The sequence below is a fragment of the Pseudomonas sp. Rh2 genome (genome assembly GCF_040762985.1).
In the GTDB taxonomy this organism is placed as follows: Bacteria; Pseudomonadota; Gammaproteobacteria; order Pseudomonadales; family Pseudomonadaceae; genus Aquipseudomonas; species Aquipseudomonas taiwanensis.
On record NZ_CP142890.1, the window covers coordinates 4,639,772 to 4,658,572 of the forward strand.

At 63.2% G+C, this 18,801-nt stretch carries 20 protein-coding genes; 4 read left to right on the top strand and 16 right to left on the bottom strand.

The features are described from left to right. Positions 1 to 18: 18 nt before the first annotated feature. Positions 19 to 795 (bottom strand): class I SAM-dependent methyltransferase, encoded by a 777-nt coding sequence (locus VXM67_RS21190; protein WP_367237358.1) that lies wholly within the window; start codon positions 793 to 795, stop codon positions 19 to 21. 104 nt (positions 796 to 899) lie between these two features. Between VXM67_RS21190 and VXM67_RS21195 the strand changes: the two genes are divergently transcribed. After that, positions 900 to 1,520 carry an energy transducer TonB gene (locus VXM67_RS21195; RefSeq protein ID WP_104881348.1) on the top strand — a complete coding sequence of 207 codons (621 nt, stop codon included), beginning with the start codon at positions 900 to 902 and terminating at the stop codon, positions 1,518 to 1,520. Positions 1,521 to 1,522: 2 nt separating this feature from the next. Here VXM67_RS21195 and VXM67_RS21200 read toward each other — a convergent pair whose 3' ends face one another. The 7 genes from VXM67_RS21200 to ppc form a co-directional block, all read right to left on the bottom strand. Continuing rightward, the gene (locus VXM67_RS21200; protein WP_367237359.1) at positions 1,523 to 2,212 is read right to left on the bottom strand and encodes an extensin family protein; all 690 of its coding nucleotides are present in this window, start codon (positions 2,210 to 2,212) and stop codon (positions 1,523 to 1,525) included. A gap of 6 nt (positions 2,213 to 2,218) precedes the next feature. After that, complete coding sequence (locus VXM67_RS21205; RefSeq protein WP_023381997.1) at positions 2,219 to 3,049, bottom strand: oxaloacetate decarboxylase; 831 nt, start codon at positions 3,047 to 3,049, stop codon at positions 2,219 to 2,221. A gap of 28 nt (positions 3,050 to 3,077) precedes the next feature. Next, entirely contained in the window at positions 3,078 to 3,947 is an 870-nt protein-coding gene (locus VXM67_RS21210) for a DUF72 domain-containing protein (RefSeq protein WP_367237360.1), read from the bottom strand. Between the two features lie 3 nt (positions 3,948 to 3,950). After that, positions 3,951 to 4,235 carry a hypothetical protein gene (locus VXM67_RS21215; RefSeq protein WP_023381999.1) on the bottom strand — a complete coding sequence of 95 codons (285 nt, stop codon included), beginning with the start codon at positions 4,233 to 4,235 and terminating at the stop codon, positions 3,951 to 3,953. 130 nt (positions 4,236 to 4,365) lie between these two features. Further along, positions 4,366 to 5,040 carry a tRNA (adenosine(37)-N6)-threonylcarbamoyltransferase complex dimerization subunit type 1 TsaB gene (gene tsaB, locus VXM67_RS21220; protein ID WP_027906538.1) on the bottom strand — a complete coding sequence of 225 codons (675 nt, stop codon included), beginning with the start codon at positions 5,038 to 5,040 and terminating at the stop codon, positions 4,366 to 4,368. Between the two features lie 88 nt (positions 5,041 to 5,128). Beyond that, on the bottom strand, positions 5,129 to 5,779 hold the full coding sequence (gene adk / locus VXM67_RS21225) for an adenylate kinase (RefSeq protein WP_023382001.1): 651 nt from the start codon (positions 5,777 to 5,779) through the stop codon (positions 5,129 to 5,131). Positions 5,780 to 6,037: 258 nt separating this feature from the next. Continuing rightward, positions 6,038 to 8,665 (bottom strand): phosphoenolpyruvate carboxylase, encoded by a 2,628-nt coding sequence (ppc, locus tag VXM67_RS21230; protein WP_023382002.1) that lies wholly within the window; start codon positions 8,663 to 8,665, stop codon positions 6,038 to 6,040. 171 nt (positions 8,666 to 8,836) lie between these two features. On the opposite strand from ppc, the gene VXM67_RS21235 reads away from it, so the two are divergent. From VXM67_RS21235 to VXM67_RS21245, 3 genes are all read left to right on the top strand, one after another. Further along, complete coding sequence (locus tag VXM67_RS21235; RefSeq protein ID WP_023382003.1) at positions 8,837 to 9,181, top strand: hypothetical protein; 345 nt, start codon at positions 8,837 to 8,839, stop codon at positions 9,179 to 9,181. 255 nt (positions 9,182 to 9,436) lie between these two features. After that, positions 9,437 to 9,847, top strand: a complete 411-nt coding sequence (locus VXM67_RS21240) for a DUF4398 domain-containing protein (protein ID WP_023382004.1) — start codon at positions 9,437 to 9,439, stop codon at positions 9,845 to 9,847. A 50-nt stretch (positions 9,848 to 9,897) separates the two neighbouring features. After that, complete coding sequence (locus VXM67_RS21245) at positions 9,898 to 10,686, top strand: OmpA family protein (protein WP_023382005.1); 789 nt, start codon at positions 9,898 to 9,900, stop codon at positions 10,684 to 10,686. A 143-nt stretch (positions 10,687 to 10,829) separates the two neighbouring features. On the opposite strand, the gene VXM67_RS21250 is transcribed toward VXM67_RS21245, so the two are convergent. From VXM67_RS21250 to VXM67_RS21285, 8 genes are all read right to left on the bottom strand, one after another. Continuing rightward, a complete protein-coding gene (locus VXM67_RS21250) occupies positions 10,830 to 11,156 on the bottom strand; it encodes a hypothetical protein (protein ID WP_023382006.1) in 327 nt (108 codons plus the stop codon). Continuing rightward, complete coding sequence (locus VXM67_RS21255) at positions 11,153 to 12,073, bottom strand: alpha/beta hydrolase (protein WP_027906539.1); 921 nt, start codon at positions 12,071 to 12,073, stop codon at positions 11,153 to 11,155. Before VXM67_RS21255 ends, VXM67_RS21250 begins: the two co-directional genes overlap by 4 nt. Continuing rightward, positions 12,045 to 13,322: a flavohemoglobin expression-modulating QEGLA motif protein gene (locus VXM67_RS21260; protein WP_023382008.1), complete on the bottom strand. Its 1,278-nt coding sequence runs from the start codon at positions 13,320 to 13,322 to the stop codon at positions 12,045 to 12,047. Before VXM67_RS21260 ends, VXM67_RS21255 begins: the two co-directional genes overlap by 29 nt. A gap of 128 nt (positions 13,323 to 13,450) precedes the next feature. Beyond that, the gene (locus VXM67_RS21265) at positions 13,451 to 13,999 is read right to left on the bottom strand and encodes a hypothetical protein (RefSeq protein WP_023382009.1); all 549 of its coding nucleotides are present in this window, start codon (positions 13,997 to 13,999) and stop codon (positions 13,451 to 13,453) included. A gap of 29 nt (positions 14,000 to 14,028) precedes the next feature. Further along, the gene (locus tag VXM67_RS21270; RefSeq protein ID WP_023382010.1) at positions 14,029 to 14,733 is read right to left on the bottom strand and encodes a TetR/AcrR family transcriptional regulator; all 705 of its coding nucleotides are present in this window, start codon (positions 14,731 to 14,733) and stop codon (positions 14,029 to 14,031) included. Positions 14,734 to 14,877: 144 nt separating this feature from the next. After that, positions 14,878 to 16,380 carry a lysine--tRNA ligase gene (gene lysS, locus VXM67_RS21275; RefSeq protein WP_023382011.1) on the bottom strand — a complete coding sequence of 501 codons (1,503 nt, stop codon included), beginning with the start codon at positions 16,378 to 16,380 and terminating at the stop codon, positions 14,878 to 14,880. Positions 16,381 to 16,473: 93 nt separating this feature from the next. After that, positions 16,474 to 17,569 (bottom strand): peptide chain release factor 2 gene (prfB, locus tag VXM67_RS21280; RefSeq protein WP_104881346.1). Its coding sequence is split into 2 segments (ribosomal slippage): positions 16,474 to 17,496 and positions 17,498 to 17,569, totalling 1,095 coding nucleotides; the frame shifts between segments, so codons are not numbered across the junction. Between the two features lie 189 nt (positions 17,570 to 17,758). Next, positions 17,759 to 18,763, bottom strand: a complete 1,005-nt coding sequence (locus VXM67_RS21285) for a PleD family two-component system response regulator (RefSeq protein ID WP_023382013.1) — start codon at positions 18,761 to 18,763, stop codon at positions 17,759 to 17,761. Between the last annotated feature and the right edge of the window lie 38 nt (positions 18,764 to 18,801).

Below are 18,801 nucleotides of genomic sequence, written 5' to 3' on the forward strand. Positions count from 1 at the left end.
CGCTCCCGGTGCACAGACTCAAGGTTTCAACGCCTTCTTCGGATAAATATCATACCGGCTCGACTTGCCCTCAAGGCTATGGCTCGGCTTCGGCCCCTCGATGATTGGCGCCTTGCGCGGTCGCTTCACCACCACCCGGTGGCTCGCCAGCGCAAGGGCCGCTTCCAACAATGCCGGCGCATCCAGATCGTCACCCACCAACGGCCGGAACACGCGCATTTCCTTCTTCACCAGCGCGCTCTTGTCCCGGTGCGGGAACATCGGGTCGAGGTAGATTACTTGTGGCGGCTCGCCCTCCCAGGCGCGCATGTGCTCGATGGCATTACCGGTCAGCAAGCGCATGCGCCCGACAATCGGCCCCACTTCTTCATCCGCGCGAGCCCGTGCCAGGCCATCCTCCAGCAATGCGGCAATCAGCGGCTGGCGCTCGATCAGCGTCATCTGGCAACCCAGGCTGGCCAGCACGAACGCATCCTTGCCCAGACCCGCCGTGCAGTCGAGCACCTGCGGGCGCACACCCTGGGCAATGCCCACGGCCTTGGCGATCATTTGCCCGTTGCCACCGCCGAACAGGCGCCGGTGCGCGGCCTGGCCTTCCACGAAATCCACCCGCACCGGCCCTGGCGCCTGCGCGCCCAACTGCTGGATCTGCAAGCCATCGGCGCCCACCTGCACGGCAAAGCCTGCGCCATCGTCAGACAGCGGCAGCCCCAGGCGCTCGGCCCACGCCACGGCCTGCTCCGCATATTCAACCGACATCGCTTCGACCCTGATCCCCGCACCTTGCTCTTGCATCGTCCACACCTAAAAAATCAAACCAAGCCCTTAATGAATCGGCACCTTCGGCCGATACAGGCAATATCCCGCTATTCTGCCAGAGCACAACGCGCGCGACTGCCATGTCAGATACTCTTCCCATCGGCTTGACCTACCTGTCGCCTGTCGGCAACTACGGTCGACAGAATACCCAGGCACTCGGAGGCGTCAGCCACCTGTGGCAGGACTTCTTCGCCCGCGCGATGGCCGAACAGCAGGCCGAAGAGCCCGACAGCGTCAGCCAGGCGTTGGTGCAGTACGACAAAGACAGCGGTGAGCCGATTGGCGGGGCCAAGGCCCTGGCGCTGATCGAAACCCAGCGCGCCTGCCCGGTGCAGGACACCATCGTCGCGCCGCCCGAGCCGCTGTTCCTCCCCAAGGCAGAGCTTGAGGCCCATTTGCTGGAGCCGGCTCCGGAGCCTTTCAGCGTCGCCGAAATGATCCAGCAGCAGCGCCAGCTCGACGTCAGCAACAACTGGCTGCGCCCTATCGTCATGAGCCAGGGCCACCCTCTCCCAGCGCCAGGCCCTGCGCCCTCGCCGCGCCCGCTGCACCTGCCGATCGCCGAGTTCGAGATGGACCTGCTCGACCCTGCGCCGACCCCGTACGACGATGCAACCATGGCCCAGCAGCAGAACGACCTGGAATTCGATATCCACTGGGCGCGCCCGGTGGTGCTGAACAACGTTCGCGCCCAGGCCTGAAATCAACGGCAGATCTGCCAGCGCCCCATATCGAGATGAAAGTGGTTGTGGTGGGCAGCGTTGTAGTCTGGCCCGAGCACCGTGTTGAAACTGTCACACGCCGCTTGTCGCACCAGACCCAGGAACGCCCTCTTCTGCCCGCCCGCCTGCCAGTCTCGCGCCAGCAGGATGCGCTGGCCGTCCTGTAGGCGAAAACCGCTGATATCCAGGGCATTGGCCGTCGCATGCTGGCTCAGGCGGCCCTGTTCGCGGTTGTAGACATTGCGGCAAGCGAAGCTGCCAAGGTGCTCCACTCGAACCACCGACTGGCCGAACACCCGCTGCGCAGCCGGTTGCAGCCCATGGCGCTCGAACAGCGCGTAAGCCACCGCCAACGGGCAGCTGGCAAGGAAACTACTGCTCAGGTGGGCTTGTCCTTGCTCGATGCGCCACACGTTCTGTAGCGGGCATTTGGCCGACGCCGGGCTGTCGGCTTGCGCCCGGTAGCGCAAGCCAGAGATCTCCAGCGCTTGGCGGCATAAGCGGGTGTCGTTGCGCAGGCGTGACAACTTATAGGCTGTCAGCAGGTTCGGCGGTTGACGCACATCCAGCGCAGCCCAGGGGTTCCAGGCATCAGGCAGGCGCCAGCCGTACTGCCAGGCGAGGCCCGCCGCCAACAGCAGCAAGCCGCACAGCAGCCCCAATGCGCGCATGGCGCCTCAGCGGCGGAACAGGTCGTTGAGCTGGGCGAACGACAAGGCCTGCTCGCCGTAGCTGAAAGTGCCTTGCTCGCGAATCTCCAGCGCTGCGCGCTGCAATGCGCCCAGCGCCGCGCGGGCCAGTGACGAGCCAACGCTGATGCGACGCACGCCCAAGTCCTGCAGCTGATTGACGCTCAGCGGCACACCCGCCAGCCCCATCAGCACATTGACTGGCTTCGGCGCCACCGCCTGTACCACGGCACGCACTTCATCGACAGTGCGCAGTCCCGGCGCATAGAGCACATCGGCTCCCGCCTCGGCAAAGGCCTGCAGACGCCGGACGGTGTCATCCAGATCCAGGCGCCCGTGCAGCAGGTTTTCCGCCCGGGCGCACAGGGTGAAGGGGAATGGCAGGCTGCGGGCAGCCTGCACCGCGGCGCGCACCCGCGCCACAGCCAGCTCGAAGTCGTAGATCGGCGCATCGGCATGGCCAGTGGCATCCTCGATCGAACCACCGACCAAACCTGTTTCGGCGGCACGCAGGATAGTCTGGGCACACTGCTCGGGCAGATCGCCGAAGCCGTTTTCCAAGTCGGCGGCCACCGGCAAAGGCGTCGCATCGACGATCACACCGGCGTTGTCCAGCGTCTCATCCAGGCTCAAGGCGCCTTCGGCATCCGGTCGCCCCAGGCTGAAGGCCAGGCCCGCACTGGTAGTGGCCAATGCCTCGAAGCCAAGGCTGGCCAGCAGCTTGGCGGATCCAGCATCCCACGGGTTAGGGATGACGAAGGCGCCGTCACGCTCGTGCAGTGCCTTGAAGGCCTCGGCTCGTAGGGTCTGTACATCCATGGTCATAACCTCCGGGGTCGGCGAGTGATCAGAGTAGCCCCAGTTGTTCGACCTCGGGGGCGCGCGGCAATTCCGGCAAGGCGGGCAGGCCGGGCAGGCGCGCCATCAGCCGTTGGTGAAACCGTTGCGCCAGCGCCGCGGCCAAGCGATTGTCGGAGGTGTGCAGGAACACATAAGGCATGCGCCCTTGCTCGATCCACACCGCGACCTTGTCCACCCAAGGGGTAAGGAACGTTTCGTTGGCCTCAAGCTGGGGATGGCCGATGAAACGCACCTGCGGGTGCTGGCTGAAGGCAGCAGGGCGTGGCGGCACCTTGGGCTTTTTCGACTGCGCGTGCAGTACGGCAAGGTCACGGGAGTTGCAGCTGAACAGCGCACGGGGATCGAGGCAGATGCGCTCGACACTACGTTCGTGCAACAGCCGGTTGAGCAGCCGTTCCTCCTCGCCCTTGGCGAAGAACGCCAGGTTGCGCACCTCGACAGCTACCGGTACGCCAATCTCGTCGAGGAAATAGCACAGCTCGCCCAACCGCGCGGGGCTGAACTGGGCTGGTAACTGCAGCCAGTACGGCGATACGCGCTGGCCCAGCGGAGCCATCAGGCGGGTGAAATCCAAGGCAGGCTCGAGCTGGTCACGCAGGTCACCCTCGTGGCTGATATCCCTGGGAAACTTGGCGGTGAAACGAAAGTGCTCAGGCATGACCTGCGCCCAGCGGGCAAGGGTGCTGGGCGCAGGGCGAGCATAGAACGTGGTGTTGCCTTCGACGGCGTTGAACACTTGGCTGTAGTAGCCAAGCATTTCAGCGCTGCTGGCATCGGCGGGATACAGGTAGTCGCGCCAGGCGTTTTCGCTCCAGGACGGACAACCGAGAAAATAAGGCAGGGGTGAGGGCGTCATCCCTCAAATGTACAGGTCGAGCCCAAGTACTTCCATGTCCCAATCGGTAAAACCGGCGGTGCTGAGGTAACTGGCCAGCGCAGTGGCGGTTCGGCGGTCTCGGGCACGGGGGAAGATCAGGTCTTGTTGACGGGCGGGCAAGCCGCCATTGCGTCGAGGTGCGGCCGCCTGCTCGTCAACGGCCTCCTCGATCACTTCGGCATCGTCGACAGATTCATCGCGTACCGGAGCCTTGCGCGGTGCACGCTTGATCGGATAGGACTGCGATGAGAAACCGTCGATACGCATGGAGTGAGCACTCAGGACCAATGATGGCAATTTAGCAGCATCAGGGATCCATCGCTAATGCTCGAGTGATAACTGGACCACAGTTCGCACAAAAGGTTTATCGACAACCGCGATAACCGACGAACGACCGTCAACGTGCCTTTGGCGTAGCCACATTATCGCGCAAGTAGACCGGTTGCGCCTGCTCGGCGGCGATGGCCTCGCCACGCGCCCAGGCGTAACCGGCAAGGCTGAGAATATCCAATGCATGGGGCAATGCGCCTGCGTCGCTGGCGCTGACCGGTACGGCCAGGCGCTCGGCGTAGCCCCACCCGGTACCTGCGCCGAACCATTCGCCACGGCTCCCCTCAGGCAAGCTCACGCGCTCTGGCGGCAGTACCGCTTCCTGGCCAACCAGGCGCATTTCGCCGGCCTCGGCCTGGTAGCAACCCCAGTACACTTCGTCCATGCGCGCATCGATGGCGGCTGCCACTTGCTGCACACGGCGCTCGCGCAGAGCGCCCTGGGCCAATGCGGCCAGGTTGGAGACCGGCAATACCGGGCGCTCCAGGGCAAATGCAAGGCCCTGCACGACGCCAATGGCGATGCGCACACCGGTGAAGGCACCTGGACCGCGACCGAAGGCGATGGCATCCAGAGCATTGAGCGCAACGCCTGACTCAGCCAGCAACTGCTTGATCATCGGCAGCAGTTTCTGCGCGTGCATGCGGGGGATGACTTCATAGTGGCTGGTGACCTTGCCGTCATGCAGCAATGCAACGGAACAGGCTTCGGTGGCGGTATCCAGGGCCAGCAAGGTGGTCATCGAACAGGTTTCCAGGCAACGGGGAAAAAGAGCGGCAGTATAAACGACAACGGCCCGCAAGCGGGCCGTCGTGACGCACGGTGATGGATCAGCTCAGGGCTGCCAGCACCTTGGCGGTGATCGACTCGACCGAACCAACGCCTTCGATGTGGCTGTACTTCGGCTTGCCGTTGTGGGCGGCCGACAGCTTCTGGTAGAAGTCCACCAGCGGCTTGGTCTGGCTGTGGTAGACCGACAGGCGGTGACGCACGGTTTCTTCCTTGTCGTCGTCGCGCTGGATCAGGTCTTCGCCAGTGACGTCGTCCTTGCCTTCCACTTTCGGCGGGTTGTACTGAATGTGGTAGGTGCGGCCCGAAGCCAGGTGCACGCGGCGACCGGCCATGCGGCCAACGATTTCTTCGTCGTCCACGGCGATTTCAACCACGGCGTCGATATCGACACCGGCGGCAACCATGGCTTCAGCCTGCGGGATGGTGCGCGGGAAACCGTCGAACAGGCAGCCCTTGGCGCAATCAGGCTGGGCGATGCGCTCCTTGACCAGGCTGATGATCAGCTCGTCGGAGACCAGCTGGCCGGCATCCATGACTTTCTTGAGCTCCAGGCCCAGCGGGGTACCGGCCTTGACGGCGGCACGCAGCATGTCACCGGTGGAGATCTGTGGAATACCGAACTTCTCGGTGATGAACTTTGCCTGAGTACCTTTACCGGCCCCGGGAGCTCCCAGCAGAATTACGCGCATCTTGTGCTCCTCATATTTTTCTATGCAATTCAATGGATTCGGCGACCAGGGCCAAGTCCGGAAAATCGGGTATTGACCAGAAATCGGTCAAAAGGCTGCTCAAGATACACAGCGCCCGGCAGCCAGACAAGCGTCCCAAAGTTTCAGGATTGCGCCATGTACGACCTGCCCAAGAGGCGGTTGCGCTCGGCGCAACCACCCTCCTCACCCGGCCATGCCCCCTTGGCGTAACCCGGGCATGACGGCCGCTTGCAGACCTCAACCGGTGTTGCGCAAGCCCGCGGCGATACCCGCCACAGTCACTAGCAAGGCCTGCTCCAACGGGCTGTCCAGAGCGGCTTCACGGCTGCGCGATCGGGCCAGCAACTCCGCCTGAAGGCGGTGCAGCGGGTCCAGGTAGGTATTGCGCAGGCTGATGAATTCCAGGGTCTCGGGGCTGTGTGCCAGTAGCACCGGTTGCCCGGTCAAACCCAGTACGACCCGGCATGACTGCGACAATAGGTCGCGCAGGTGCGCACCTAAAGGAAGCAGGTGCGGTTGCACTAGACGTTCGTCGTAGGCCTCGGCAATTTGCGCGTCGGCCTTGGCCAACACCATCTCCAGCATGTCGATACGGGTGCGGAAGAACGGCCATTGCTCGCGCATCTGCGCCAGCAGCGGGCCCTGGCCACGGCTCAAGGCATTGGTCAGCGCGGTCTCCCACCCCAGCCAGGCAGGCAGCATCAGGCGGGTCTGGGTCCAACCGAAGATCCACGGAATGGCGCGCAAGCTCTCTATACCGCCGGCGCGGCGCTTGGCCGGGCGACTGCCCAGCGGCAGGCGCCCCAGCTCCTGCTCTGGCGTCGACTGACGGAAATATTCGACGAAATCGGGGTTCTCTCGCACCACCCCGCGATAAGCCTTGAGGCCATCGGCCGCCAACTGGTCCATCACCTCGCGCCATGCCGGCTCAGGGGGCGGAGGCGGCAACAAGGTGGCCTCCAGCACGGCGGCCAGGTAAAGGTTGAGGTTCTGCTCGGCGATGCCTGGCAAACCGAACTTGAAACGGATCATCTCGCCTTGTTCAGTGGTGCGGAACCGCCCCGCCACCGAGCCTGGCGGCTGCGACAGAATCGCCGCGTGGGCCGGGCCACCGCCACGGCCTACGGTGCCACCGCGGCCATGGAACAACAACAGTTCCACCTGATGCTCTTGGCAGATACGCACCAGGTTCTCCTGAGCGCGATACTGAGCCCAGGCCGCTGCGGTAGTGCCCGCGTCCTTGGCCGAGTCGGAATAGCCGATCATCACTTCCTGCGGGCCGCGCAGGCTGGCGCGATAGCCCGGCAGGCCCAGCAGCCGCTCCATCACCGGGCCGGCGTTATCCAGGTCGGCGAGGGTCTCGAACAGCGGCACCACACGCATCGGTCGGGTCAGGCCAGCTTCCTTGAGCAGCAATTGCACGGCCAGCACATCCGAGGCGGCTCCCGCCATGGAGATGACATAGGAACCCAAGGAAGCTGCGGGCGCCGCCGCGACTTCCCGACACGTGGCCAATACCTCGGCGGTGTCGGCCTGGGGCTTGAAATGCGCCGGCAGCAGCGGCCGGCGGTTTTTCAGTTCGGTCTGGAGGAACTCGATCCGCCGGTCTTCATCCCACTCGGCGTAACTGCCCAGACCCAGGTAGTCGGTGATTTCCGACAGCGCATCGCGATGCCGGGCAGCATCCTGGCGCACGTCCAGGCGGCCGAGGAACAGGCCGAAGGTCACTGCCCGACGCAGGCTGTCGAGCAGCGGACCGTCGGCGATCACACCCATGCCGCACGCATGCAGGGACTGGTAGCACAGTTCCAGCGGTGCGATCAGGTCGCGGTTGTCCACCAGCACTTCGGCAGGCATCGGCTGCGGGCTGGCCAGCGAGGCCTGGGCCCAGGCTCGGGTCGCCCGCAGGCGGTCGCGCAACTGCTTGAGCAAGGCCCGGTATGGCTCGGCGCTGTCGCCGACCTGTTCACGCAGTGCAGCGCTGGCCTGCTGCATGGAAAGTTCGGCGGCCAAGGTATCGATGTCGCGCAGGAACAGGTCGGCGGCCATCCAGCGAGCCAGTAGCAAGACTTCCCGGGTAACGCTGGCCGTGACGTTGGGGTTGCCATCCCGGTCGCCGCCCATCCAGGACGCGAAACGGATCGGCGCCGCCTCCAGTGGCAAGTGCAAGCCCGTGGCCTCGAACAGCGCTTTATCGACTTTGCGCAAGTGGTTGGGAATGGCCTGCCACAGGGAGTGTTCGATCACCGCGAAGCCCCATTTGGCTTCATCCACCGGCGTAGGCCGGCTGCGGCGTATTTCTTCGGTGTGCCAGGCCTCAGCGATCAACCTGCGCAAGCGCTCGCGTACCTGTTGACGCTCAGCCGGGATAAGGTCCCGATGGTCCTGGGCGGCCAATTGCCCGGCGATGGCATCGTACTTCTGAATCAGCGTACGCCTGGCAACCTCGGTCGGGTGAGCGGTGAGCACCAGTTGGATATCCAGCTTGGCCAGTTGCCGGGCCAGCGCATCGTTGCTGTGCCCTGCCTGCTTGAGGCGCGCCAGCAGTTCTGGCAATACGCGCGACTCGAACGGCTCTGGCTGGTCAGCGTCACGGCGTCGAATCAGTTGATATTGCTCGGCCATGTTGGCCAGGTTGAGGAACTGGTTGAACGCTCGGGCGACAGGCAGCAGGTCTTCGTCGGCCAAGTCCGCCAGGGTCGAGCTCAACTTCTCCCCAGCGCTGCGGCGATCGGCCTTGGCGCTGTGGCGGATGTCCTCGATCTTCTGCAAGAACGCTTCGCCGTGCTGCTGACGAATGGTCTCGCCAAGCAGCTCACCCAACAGATGGACATCTTCACGCAAGCGCACATCGATATCAGTCATTGGCCCTCTCTTTGGCGCGGCTCGCCCGCGCGCTCGCCCAGGTAACAGCACAGGCACCAAGAGTGCCCACAGCCGAGCTGCCATGGCAAGCCGCGATCGGGCAAAGCAAACTAAAGTTAGAGCAAAGCGTCCGATGCAATGCCGTCCTTCAAGGCATAGAAAGAGGTGATCATGAAAATCCGTGAACTCGTCCAGCACTGGGAACAGAATGCAGCAGGCGCCCTGAGCCCAACGCCCCACATACTGCACTTGGACCTTGAGTCCGAAGCGCGTCTGGCTGCGCTGATCGACATGTACCCCAAACGCTCGGCCGAGGAACTGCTCGGCGAGCTGGTCGCCGCCGCACTCGAGGAGCTGGAGGCCAGCCTCCCTTATGTGAAGGGCCAGCGGGTCATTTCCACCGACGAACAAGGCGACCCGCTGTACGAAGACGTAGGCCCGACCCCACGCTTCCTCGCACTGTCCCGCCATCATCTTCACGCACTCAGCGACTTGGCCAAAGACGGCAAGAACTGACCTTCCGGGCCCTGGCCTCTCCCTGCCCTCCTCTCTCGCCGGCAAGCCGGCTCCTGCAGTTGCATTGCCTCGCCTGCAGGAGCGGGCCAGGTGATTTTTTCTGAACTATTCGAAAAACGCCCAAGTCACAGCCATTAGCCACCACGCTAAAACCCTGCACACTTGCGGTTGTGCACTGTGAGGCGCCAGCACGCGGTCGTGTCAGGGAACAAGCGATGGACTGCTACGGACAACGTCGTAAACAGGAGTGATCCAATGGAACTGACTATGAAGCGCCGCACCTGCTCCCCCTCATCCACCCCTGTGCGTGGAATCAAGCTGGCCGCGCTAGCCCTTGGCGGTAGCCTGATCCTGGCCGGATGCGCCGGTAAACCGCCCACCGAGCAGTACGCCGTCACCCAGTCCGCGGTGAATTCGGCGGTCAGCGCCGGGGGCACCGAGTTCGCCGCAGTTGAAATGAAAGCCGCCCAGGACAAATTCAAGCAGGCGGAAATCGCCATGCACGACAAAAAGTACGACGAGGCCAAGCGCCTGGCCGAGCAGGCCGAGTGGGACGCTCGCGTGGCCGAACGCAAGGCCCAGGCCGCCAAGGCCCAGAAAGCCGTACAGGATGCCCGCCAGGGCGCTCAGGACGTGCGTGAGGAAGGCCTGCGCAGTGCTCAATGAGCCTGCCTACGCCAATCCCAGCCTTCGCAACTGATCAAAGGAAGAACACTATGCGCAATGCCATCATGATTCCCACCCTGCTGGCCCTGAGCGTCGGCCTCGCCGCGTGCGCCCACGACCCGAACCCGAACCTGGAGTCGGCCCGCACCAACTTCTCCTCTTTACAAAGCGACCCTCAGTCGAGCAAAGTGGCGGCCCTGGAAACCAAGGACGCCCAGGACTGGCTGAACAAGGCCGACAAGGCGTTCATGGAGCGTGAAGACAGCAAGAAGGTCGACCAGTTGGCCTACCTGACCAACCAGCGTGTGGAGGTGGCCAAACAGACCATCGCCTTGCGCTCGGCTGAAAACGAGCTGAAGAATGCCGCCGCGCAACGTGCCCAGGCCAAGCTCGATGCCCGTGACGCGCAGATCGCCAAGCTCCAGGAAAGCCTCAACGCCAAGCAAACCGACCGTGGCACGTTGGTGACCTTCGGCGACGTGCTGTTCGACTTCAACAAGGCTGAGCTCAAGAGCAGTGCCTACCCGAACGTCACCAAACTGGCCCAGTTCCTTCAGGAGAATCCGGAGCGCAAGGTGATCGTCGAGGGTTACACCGACAGCGTCGGTTCGGCCAGCTACAACCAGAGCCTGTCGGAACGGCGCGCAAATGCCGTGCGCATGGCACTGGTGCGCGCTGGCGTCGATCCGGCGCGCATCGTTGCCCAAGGGTATGGCAAGGAGTACCCGGTTGCGGACAACGCCAGCAACTCCGGGCGTGCACAGAACCGTCGGGTAGAGGTCACCATCTCCAACGACAACCAGCCGGTGGCGCCGCGGGCGGTGAGCCAGGTGCAGTAAGCTTCAATGACGTGATCGCGGGGGCCGCTTTGCGGCCCTTTCGCGACGCAAGGCTCCCACATCGCCTGCACAATCATTCGCTTGCGGCGGCTGCCCTGTTTCGCGACAGCTTGCGCAGCAGCTTGACCCTTGAACCGCTCCTTTCACTGCGCTTGCTGCGGCGTCTCCTCGCCCATGCAGCGTACCGCCCGCTTGCGGTTGTCCACCAACACGCCGGTCAGGCCTTTCTGCTGCGTATCGAACAGCACCAGCACCCCATCGACGCACTGGGCCACTTGAGGTGCCGGGTCCAGAGAAACCTTGTAGTCCTCCCCTGGAACGGTCTTGAGCATGGTGTAGTCCTGCAACAACAACGCGTCCTCGGGCTTGGCGAAATGCAGGTAACCGTAGTACCAGAGGGCCCCCACCGTCACGATGATGCTGCCGACGCCGGTCAGGATCAGCGGGATGGCGTTGCGTTCTTCACTCATTGCTTGTTCTTCTCGTCAGGGTAATTGGGTATTTCGGCCAGCCGCCGCAGACCGTTGAAACGGCTGGGGTCGTCGAGGAAACGCAGCATCACCTGGCGCCAGACCGGGTCGGCGAAGGTCTGCACATGGCCACCACGGGTCAACTGCAAGACCCGCGGTGGCGGCGCGTGCTGGTACAGGCGAATACCATTGTCCATCGGCACCAGGTTGTCATCGATACTGTGGAAGAACAGCTTCGGCGGTCTGCTCAGTTGCTCGACCGAGCGAATCGCACTGTCGCCGTCCGGCACTAGCCAGGACAGTGGCACCTGCAGCGGCCAGGTCATCCACGAAGTGCTCAAGGCGTAGCGGCCGACGGCGCGATAACTGGCCGGCACGCCGTCGAACACCAGCGCGCTGAAGCGCTGCTGCTGCTCGGGGTGGGCCGCCAGGTAATGGATCGCCATCGCTCCGCCGAGGCTCTGGCCCAGCAATACCAATGGCTTGTTCTTCACCTCGGGAGCCTGGTCCAGCCACGCCATCGCGGCAGCGATGTCCAGGTAGACCTCCGGCAACGACGGCTTGCCTTCGGATAAGCCGTAACCGCGATAGTCAATCATCAGTACCTGGTAGCCCTGCTCCGGCAGCCAGTAGCTGCCACCCAGGTGTCCCGGCAGGTTGCCACCATTGCCGTGCAGGTGCAGCACCGTGCCCTTGAGCTGGACACCGGCCTTGGCCGGCAGCCACCAACCGTGCAGACGGACACCATCCGAGGTCATCAGACTGACATCGCGGTAGTCGAGCTTGGCTCGCGCCGGTGTGAACGCCTGCCCTGGTTCAGGGTAGAACAGCAGGCTGCTGCAGCCACCCAGCCCCAGCAGCACGCTCAGGGCCAGCAGGCGCCAGCATTCAGAGAATGTTCGCGTAGTCGGCTTCAATACGGTCCAGGCTCAGGTGGTTGAGGAAGTTGGAGAAGCACATCCAGGCCGACAGCGCACTCAGGTCCCGGAACTGCTCCGGCAGGTATTTGGGGGGCTCCACCAGGCCTTCTTCGACCAGTTGGCGCAGGGTGCGCATGTCTTCCAGGGTGGTCTTGCCGCAGAACAGCAGTGGAATCTGCTCCAGCTTGCCCTTCTTCACGGCCAACTGAATGTAGTTGTAAACCATGATGAAGCCCTTGAGGTAGGACAAGTCCTTGGTGAATGGCAAGCCATTGGGCACCGAACCGCGGAATACCCGGCTGGCATTGCTGTAGCACTGCGCCATTTCGAAACCTTGCTCGCGGAAGAACGCGAAGACCTGCAAGAAGTCCGCCCCCTCCTCGACCATATGGATGGCCCGGGTGCGGTTGGTCAGCTTGCGCAACCGGCTGGGGTAGGACGCGAAGGCGATCACCTCCATGAGGATGGCCAACCCCTCCTGGGTCACCGTCGACGAGGGCGGGCCCTTGGCCAGGAAGGTGCAGATCGGCTGGTTGAGACCGTTCAGCGTGGTGCCCACATGCACCAGTCCCTCGTGAACTTCCAGCGCGCGCACATCGCGGCTGTTGAACATGGCGTCGGCGCGGACCTTGATGTAGTCGGCTCCCGCCGCGGCATCGGCGACGATACCGTCGGACTCGAATACGCGAATGGTTTCCTCTGCCTCGCCGAACACCTTGTTCAGGCGGTGCTGGAGGATGTCCACGGCCTCCTTGGCGGTAAGGTTCTTCGGTTCGTCCTTGAGGTCGCCACGGCCGTCGATGTTGTTCAGGTAGTCCGAGAGCATCAGGCCCAGATCGGCCAAGGTCGGGTCACCCGCGTGGAAGGCGTCGGAAGCGGCGCCGTAGAGCTCCTGCGAGATCAGACCGAAATCCTCGGTGCCACGCGCTTCGAGCATGCGCACCACCATGCGGTACTCCTTGCACATGCGCCGCATGATCTGCCCAACCGGGTTGAATTGGCCCAACTGGCGGGTGATATCGCGCTCGATGCTCTGGAACTCGGCCTTGACCGCGCTGGAATCGAACGACAGAGGGCGGGACTGGTAATAGGCACGGTCGACGGCCGGCGGTTCCTTGCCCTTGGCCTTGAGAAAGCCTTGGCGGATGCTGTCGTCCCACTTCACCGCGTCCAGGACCCGGATCGGGGTCTGTGCCGCGACGATGCGGTCGGACAGGGCGCGGATGGTTTGCTGGTATTCGTCCACCGGGGACTCCTTATTGGAACTGAGTGCCAAGCCTTTGCATTGCCTGTACCGGCCTCTTCGCGGCTAAATCCACCACAGGTACTGCAATCCCTGTAGGAGCGGCTTTAGCCGCGAAGCAGCCAACACGGTTATTTGCCGGCCCGCTGGAACCGCGCCACCTCGACGAAAAGGTCGGAGTTGGCCGGGTCGTCCAGGTAGGCCAATACCCGCGCCGACGGGCTGTCGATCAATATGCCCTCACCATTGTCCTCAGGCACCTCGGTGCTGCGCCCACTCAGCTCCTTCTTCTCGACCGCCTGCTGCACCTGCTCGACGTCCAGGTTGTAAAGCACCAGCTCCTTGCCATCGACGATGTCGAAACCGCCGATCAGGAAATTGCCGCCCAGGCGCTTGGGAACCCCGGCCGACAGGTACCAGCGGTTGCCGTGGCGCGACACAGTGAACACATATTCTTCGGGTTTCTTGCCCTTCGCAGTGGCAACCGCCTTGTAGGCATCGGCACCACTGCGGCTGATCACCAGCTTCAGCGGCTCGCCCCACGCGTCCTTGCTGCTCCATTTGCCGAGCAAGGCCTTGGGCGCCGCCTGGTTGCTCGGCAGCGGCTCATGGAAGGTCACCAGACAACCGCCCAGCAGCAGGAATGACAACGTCAACAACACCACACGCCAGGCTTTCATCAAGTTCTCCTTGAAAGTTCGGTCTCAGCTCAGCCCGATGCCAACACCAGGTGCAAGTATCGGGTAAGCATAGCGAGCATCTGCCCATCGGCCTGCGTGTCAGCGTCCTTGAGCAGGCCCTGATATTCCATCTGCTCGATTATCGCCGTCAACATGTGGGCGTCCTGTTCCGGTTGCCGCGAGCCGACCACTTGCAGCAGCTGGCGGGTGCCATGCAGCAGGATCTGCTCGTGGGCACAGACCAGCTCGGCCAGACGCGGGCACAGCAATGCCTCCTGACGGAAGGCCTGCTCGGCCATGAGGAAGTCTCGGCGGTTGAGCAACTGGCGCGACACATAGTCGGCGGTCATGCGCGCCACCTCGTCGGCCAGCCGTGCCCGCGACTCCAGGCTGCCATCACCCTGCGCCACCAACTGGCGCAGCAGCACTTCAGTATTGGCCCACAACTTGGCCATATAGGCGGCACTTCGCTCGACGTACTGGGCGAAGGTATCGGTGAGCAGGTCCTCGATATCCTTGAAGTAATAGGTGGTAGCCGATAGCGGCACACCCGCCTCGGCGGCTACCGCCCGGTGGCGCACACCACGGACACCATCACGCACGACGATCCGCATGGCGGCGTCGAGGATCAGCTGGCGGCGTTGCTCGCTGCCTTGGCGGGCAGTCTTGCGGCCTTGGTATTGCACGCTTTCGGCGACGGCGGTGGCGATGCCGGCGGCGCCCTGGTGAGGCATTGCGGGTGTCACGGGGGGTACCTCATGAACAGTGTTTCGTCAGTGCCGGACGCTTCGCGGCTGCGGATGCGAAGCGGCCGGCACCACCAATACGGATGTACAGGCAAGAAAAAGCCGCCTCGAAAGGCGGCTCGTTCAATTGACTCAGGCCTGCGGACGCATGTGCGGGAACAGGATCACGTCACGGATAGACGGCGAGTTGGTCAGCAACATCACCAGGCGGTCGATACCGATACCTTCGCCCGCGGTCGGCGGCATGCCGTATTCGAGGGCGCGGACGAAGTCGGCATCGTAGTGCATGGCTTCGTCGTCACCGGCATCCTTCTCGGCCACCTGGGCCAGGAAGCGTTCGGCCTGGTCTTCGGCATCATTGAGCTCGGAGTAGGCATTGGCGATTTCGCGGCCACCGATGAACAGCTCGAAGCGGTCGGTAACCGCCGGGTTCTGGTCGTTGCGACGGGCCAGCGGCGAGACCTCGAACGGGTACTCGGTGATGAAGTGGGGCTGCTCCAGCTTGTGCTCGACCAGCTCTTCGAAAATCATCACCTGCAGTTTGCCCAGGCCTTCGTGGCCCAGCACCTTGGCACCGGCCTTCTTGGCGATTTCACGGGCGCGGTCGACGTCCTGCAGGTCGGCAGCGGTGAGTTCCGGGTTGTACTTGAGGATCGAGTCGAACACCGACAGGCGGGCGAACGGCTCGCCAAAGTGGAATACCTTGTCGCCGTACGGCACATCGGTGGAACCCAGGACCAGCTGCGCCAGCTCGCGGAACAGTTCCTCGGTGAGGTCCATGTTGTCGCGGTAGTCGGCATAGGCCTGGTAGAACTCGAGCATGGTGAACTCGGGGTTGTGACGAGTCGACACACCTTCGTTACGGAAGTTGCGGTTGATCTCGAAGACTTTCTCGAAGCCACCGACCACCAGGCGCTTGAGGTACAGCTCGGGCGCGATACGCAGGAACATGGCCATGTCCAGCGCGTTGTGGTGGGTTTCGAACGGCTTGGCCGCAGCGCCGCCCGGAATGGTCTGCAGCATCGGCGTTTCGACTTCGAGGAAGTCGCGCTCGATGAGGAACTTGCGGATATGCGAGATCACCTGCGAACGAACGCGGAAGGTGTGGCGGGTTTCTTCGTTGACCATCAGGTCGACGTAGCGCTGGCGGTAGCGCTGCTCGGTGTCGGTCAAGCCGTGGTGCTTGTCCGGCAGCGGGCGCAGCGACTTGGTCAGCAGGCGCACATCGGTCATTTCCACGTACAGGTCGCCCTTGCCAGAACGGGCCAGGGTGCCTTCGGCGCTGATGATGTCGCCCAGGTCCCAGGTCTTGACCGCAGCCAGGGTTTCTTCCGGCAGGGTCTTGCGGTTGACGTAGACCTGGATGCGGCCAGTCATGTCCTGGATGACCATGAACGAGCCACGGTTGAGCATGATGCGGCCTGCCACCTTGACCGGAATCGCTGCAGCTTCCAGCTCTTCCTTGGTCTTGTCCGCGTACTGTTTCTGCAGGTCGTTGCAGTAGCTGTCGCGGCGGAAGTCGTTGGGGAAGGCATTGCCTTTGGCGCGCTCGGCGGCAAGTTTTTCCTTGCGCAGCGCGATCAGGGCGTTTTCTTCCTGTTGCAGGTCTTGCGGTTGGGTGTTGAGGTCGCTCATGTCGTCATTCTTTCCATCAGGTGTTCGTTGCCCCTGTCGGGCAGGGCACGCGATACGGGCCGATGGCCTCGTATCGCGGCGGTAGTATGCGGTTTACAGGCCCTGCTTGAGGCTTGCTTCCAGGTACTGGTCGAGGTCGCCGTCCAGGACCTTCTGGCAGTCGCTACGCTCGACGCCGGTACGCAGGTCCTTGATGCGCGAGTCATCCAGCACGTAGGAGCGGATCTGGTGGCCCCAGCCGATGTCCGACTTGCTGTCTTCCAGCGCCTGCGAAGCGGCATTGCGCTTCTGCATTTCCAGCTCGTACAGCTTGGCCCGCAGCATTTTCATGGCGGTGTCCTTGTTGGCGTGCTGGGAGCGTTCGTTCTGGCAGGCCACCACGGTGTTGGTCGGCACGTGAGTGATACGCACCGCCGAGTCGGTGGTGTTGACGTGCTGACCACCGGCACCGGAGGAGCGGTAGGTGTCGATACGCAGGTCGGCCGGGTTGATTTCGATCTCGACCTTGTCGTCGATCTCGGGCGAGACGAATACCGCCGAGAACGAGGTGTGGCGACGGGCACCGGAGTCGAACGGGCTCTTGCGCACCAGGCGGTGCACGCCGATCTCGGTACGCAGCCAGCCAAAGGCGTACTCGCCCTTGATGTGCACCGTAGCGCCCTTGATGCCGGCGACCTCACCTTCGGAAAGCTCGATGATGGTGGCATCGAAACCACGCTTGTCGGCCCAGCGCAGGTACATGCGCAGCAGGATGTTGGCCCAGTCCTGCGCCTCGGTGCCGCCAGAGCCGGCCTGGATGTCCAGGTAGGCGTTGTTCATGTCCATCTCGCCGCTGAACATGCGACGGAACTCAAGCTGGGCCAGGATTTCTTCCAGGCCTTGCAGCTCGGTCACGACGTCGCTGACGGCGCCTTCGTCATTTTCTTCGACGGCCATGTCCAGCAGGTCCTTGCAGTCGGTCAAGCCGTTGGACATCTTGTCCAGGGTCTCGACGACCTGCGCCAGCATGGCACGCTCACGGCCCAGCGCCTGGGCGTACTCAGGCTTGTTCCAGACGTTGGGGTCTTCCAGCTCGCGGTTGACTTCGATCAGGCGGTCATGCTTGTGATCGTAGTCAAAGATACCCCCGAATGGACTGGGAACGCTCGGTGAGGTCCTTGATGGTGTTCAGAATCGGTTGGATTTCCATGGGCGGGCAGCTCTCGTGCGAATTCGGTGAAAAGCCCGCGAGTATAACCCAGTCTGGAGCCTGGCGGCAGACCCGCCGGGCGGTAGAAAATGGTGTCGGCCCAGGGGACGTAAAGCGCTTGCACGGTCTTCTCGCCAGCAAGCCCGGTGCGACCACGGCAGGCACCCGCTTGCCGGCGATGCGGCCCTGTCAGGCGATACCAACCTGATTGCGACCGCTGTTCTTGGCCAGGTACAACCCCTTGTCCGCCGCCGAGATCAATTGCCGGCAATGACTGCCGATACTCGGCGTCTGCGTTGCCAGGCCAATGCTCACGGTCAGCACCGAGTCGGCGTGGGGGGCACTGTGCGGGATATTCAGCCCGAGGATGGTCTGGCGTAGCTTCTCCGCCACCAGCCGGGCGCCTCCCGGCGACGTGTTGGGCAACACCAGGGCAAACTCTTCGCCACCATAGCGCGCCGGCAGGTCGGAGGGACGCGAGCAGCAGTCCCGGATGGCATCGGCGACCTGACGCAGGGTCTCATCGCCTGCCAAATGGCCAAAGCTGTCGTTGTAGGCCTTGAAGTAGTCGACGTCGATCATCAGCAGCGACAGTTGCTGCTGTTCACGCATGGCCCGACGCCACTCCAGTTCCAGGTACTCATCGAAGTGACGGCGGTTGGACAAGCCGGTAAGGCCGTCGGAGTTCATCAGCCGCTGCAGCATCAGGTTGGTGTCGAGCAGTTGCTGCTGGCTCACGCGCAAGGCGCGGTAGGCTTCGTCTCGTTGCAACAGGGTCAGGTATGAACGCGAGTGGTAGCGAATACGTGCTACCAGCTCGATGGTATCCGGCAGCTTGACCAGGTAATCGTTGGCTCCAGCAGCGAACGCCGCGCTCTTGACCAGCGGGTCTTCCTTGGTCGACAGCACGATGATCGGGATGTCCTGGGTCGCTGCATTGCTACGGTATTCGCGCACCAGGGTCAGCCCGTCCAGGCCAGGCATGATCAGGTCCTGAAGAATCACCGTAGGCTTGATGAGCACTGCCTGGGCCACGGCCTGGTGCGGATCGGCACAGAAGTGGAAGTCGATGTTCTCTTCGTGGGCCAGGCCACGACGCACCGCCTCGCCGATCATGGCCTGGTCGTCGACCAACAGGACCATTGCCGAGTTTTCGTTGGTGGTCGTGAAACCGTCGATCGGTAGATCATTCATCCGTAATCATCCAGTCACTGCCGGCCAGGCGGCGTGAT

Coding starts and splice junctions, on each gene's coding strand:
- VXM67_RS21190 (WP_367237358.1), bottom strand. CDS start 795: ATGCAAGAGCAAGGTGCGGGGATCAGGGTCGAAGCGATGTCGGTTGAA.
- VXM67_RS21195 (WP_104881348.1), top strand. CDS start 900: ATGTCAGATACTCTTCCCATCGGCTTGACCTACCTGTCGCCTGTCGGC.
- VXM67_RS21200 (WP_367237359.1), bottom strand. CDS start 2,212: ATGCGCGCATTGGGGCTGCTGTGCGGCTTGCTGCTGTTGGCGGCGGGC.
- VXM67_RS21205 (WP_023381997.1), bottom strand. CDS start 3,049: ATGGATGTACAGACCCTACGAGCCGAGGCCTTCAAGGCACTGCACGAG.
- VXM67_RS21210 (WP_367237360.1), bottom strand. CDS start 3,947: ATGACGCCCTCACCCCTGCCTTATTTTCTCGGTTGTCCGTCCTGGAGC.
- VXM67_RS21215 (WP_023381999.1), bottom strand. CDS start 4,235: ATGCGTATCGACGGTTTCTCATCGCAGTCCTATCCGATCAAGCGTGCA.
- tsaB (WP_027906538.1), bottom strand. CDS start 5,040: ATGACCACCTTGCTGGCCCTGGATACCGCCACCGAAGCCTGTTCCGTT.
- adk (WP_023382001.1), bottom strand. CDS start 5,779: ATGCGCGTAATTCTGCTGGGAGCTCCCGGGGCCGGTAAAGGTACTCAG.
- ppc (WP_023382002.1), bottom strand. CDS start 8,665: ATGACTGATATCGATGTGCGCTTGCGTGAAGATGTCCATCTGTTGGGT.
- VXM67_RS21235 (WP_023382003.1), top strand. CDS start 8,837: ATGAAAATCCGTGAACTCGTCCAGCACTGGGAACAGAATGCAGCAGGC.
- VXM67_RS21240 (WP_023382004.1), top strand. CDS start 9,437: ATGGAACTGACTATGAAGCGCCGCACCTGCTCCCCCTCATCCACCCCT.
- VXM67_RS21245 (WP_023382005.1), top strand. CDS start 9,898: ATGCGCAATGCCATCATGATTCCCACCCTGCTGGCCCTGAGCGTCGGC.
- VXM67_RS21250 (WP_023382006.1), bottom strand. CDS start 11,156: ATGAGTGAAGAACGCAACGCCATCCCGCTGATCCTGACCGGCGTCGGC.
- VXM67_RS21265 (WP_023382009.1), bottom strand. CDS start 13,999: ATGAAAGCCTGGCGTGTGGTGTTGTTGACGTTGTCATTCCTGCTGCTG.
- VXM67_RS21270 (WP_023382010.1), bottom strand. CDS start 14,733: ATGCCTCACCAGGGCGCCGCCGGCATCGCCACCGCCGTCGCCGAAAGC.
- lysS (WP_023382011.1), bottom strand. CDS start 16,380: ATGAGCGACCTCAACACCCAACCGCAAGACCTGCAACAGGAAGAAAAC.
- VXM67_RS21285 (WP_023382013.1), bottom strand. CDS start 18,763: ATGAATGATCTACCGATCGACGGTTTCACGACCACCAACGAAAACTCG.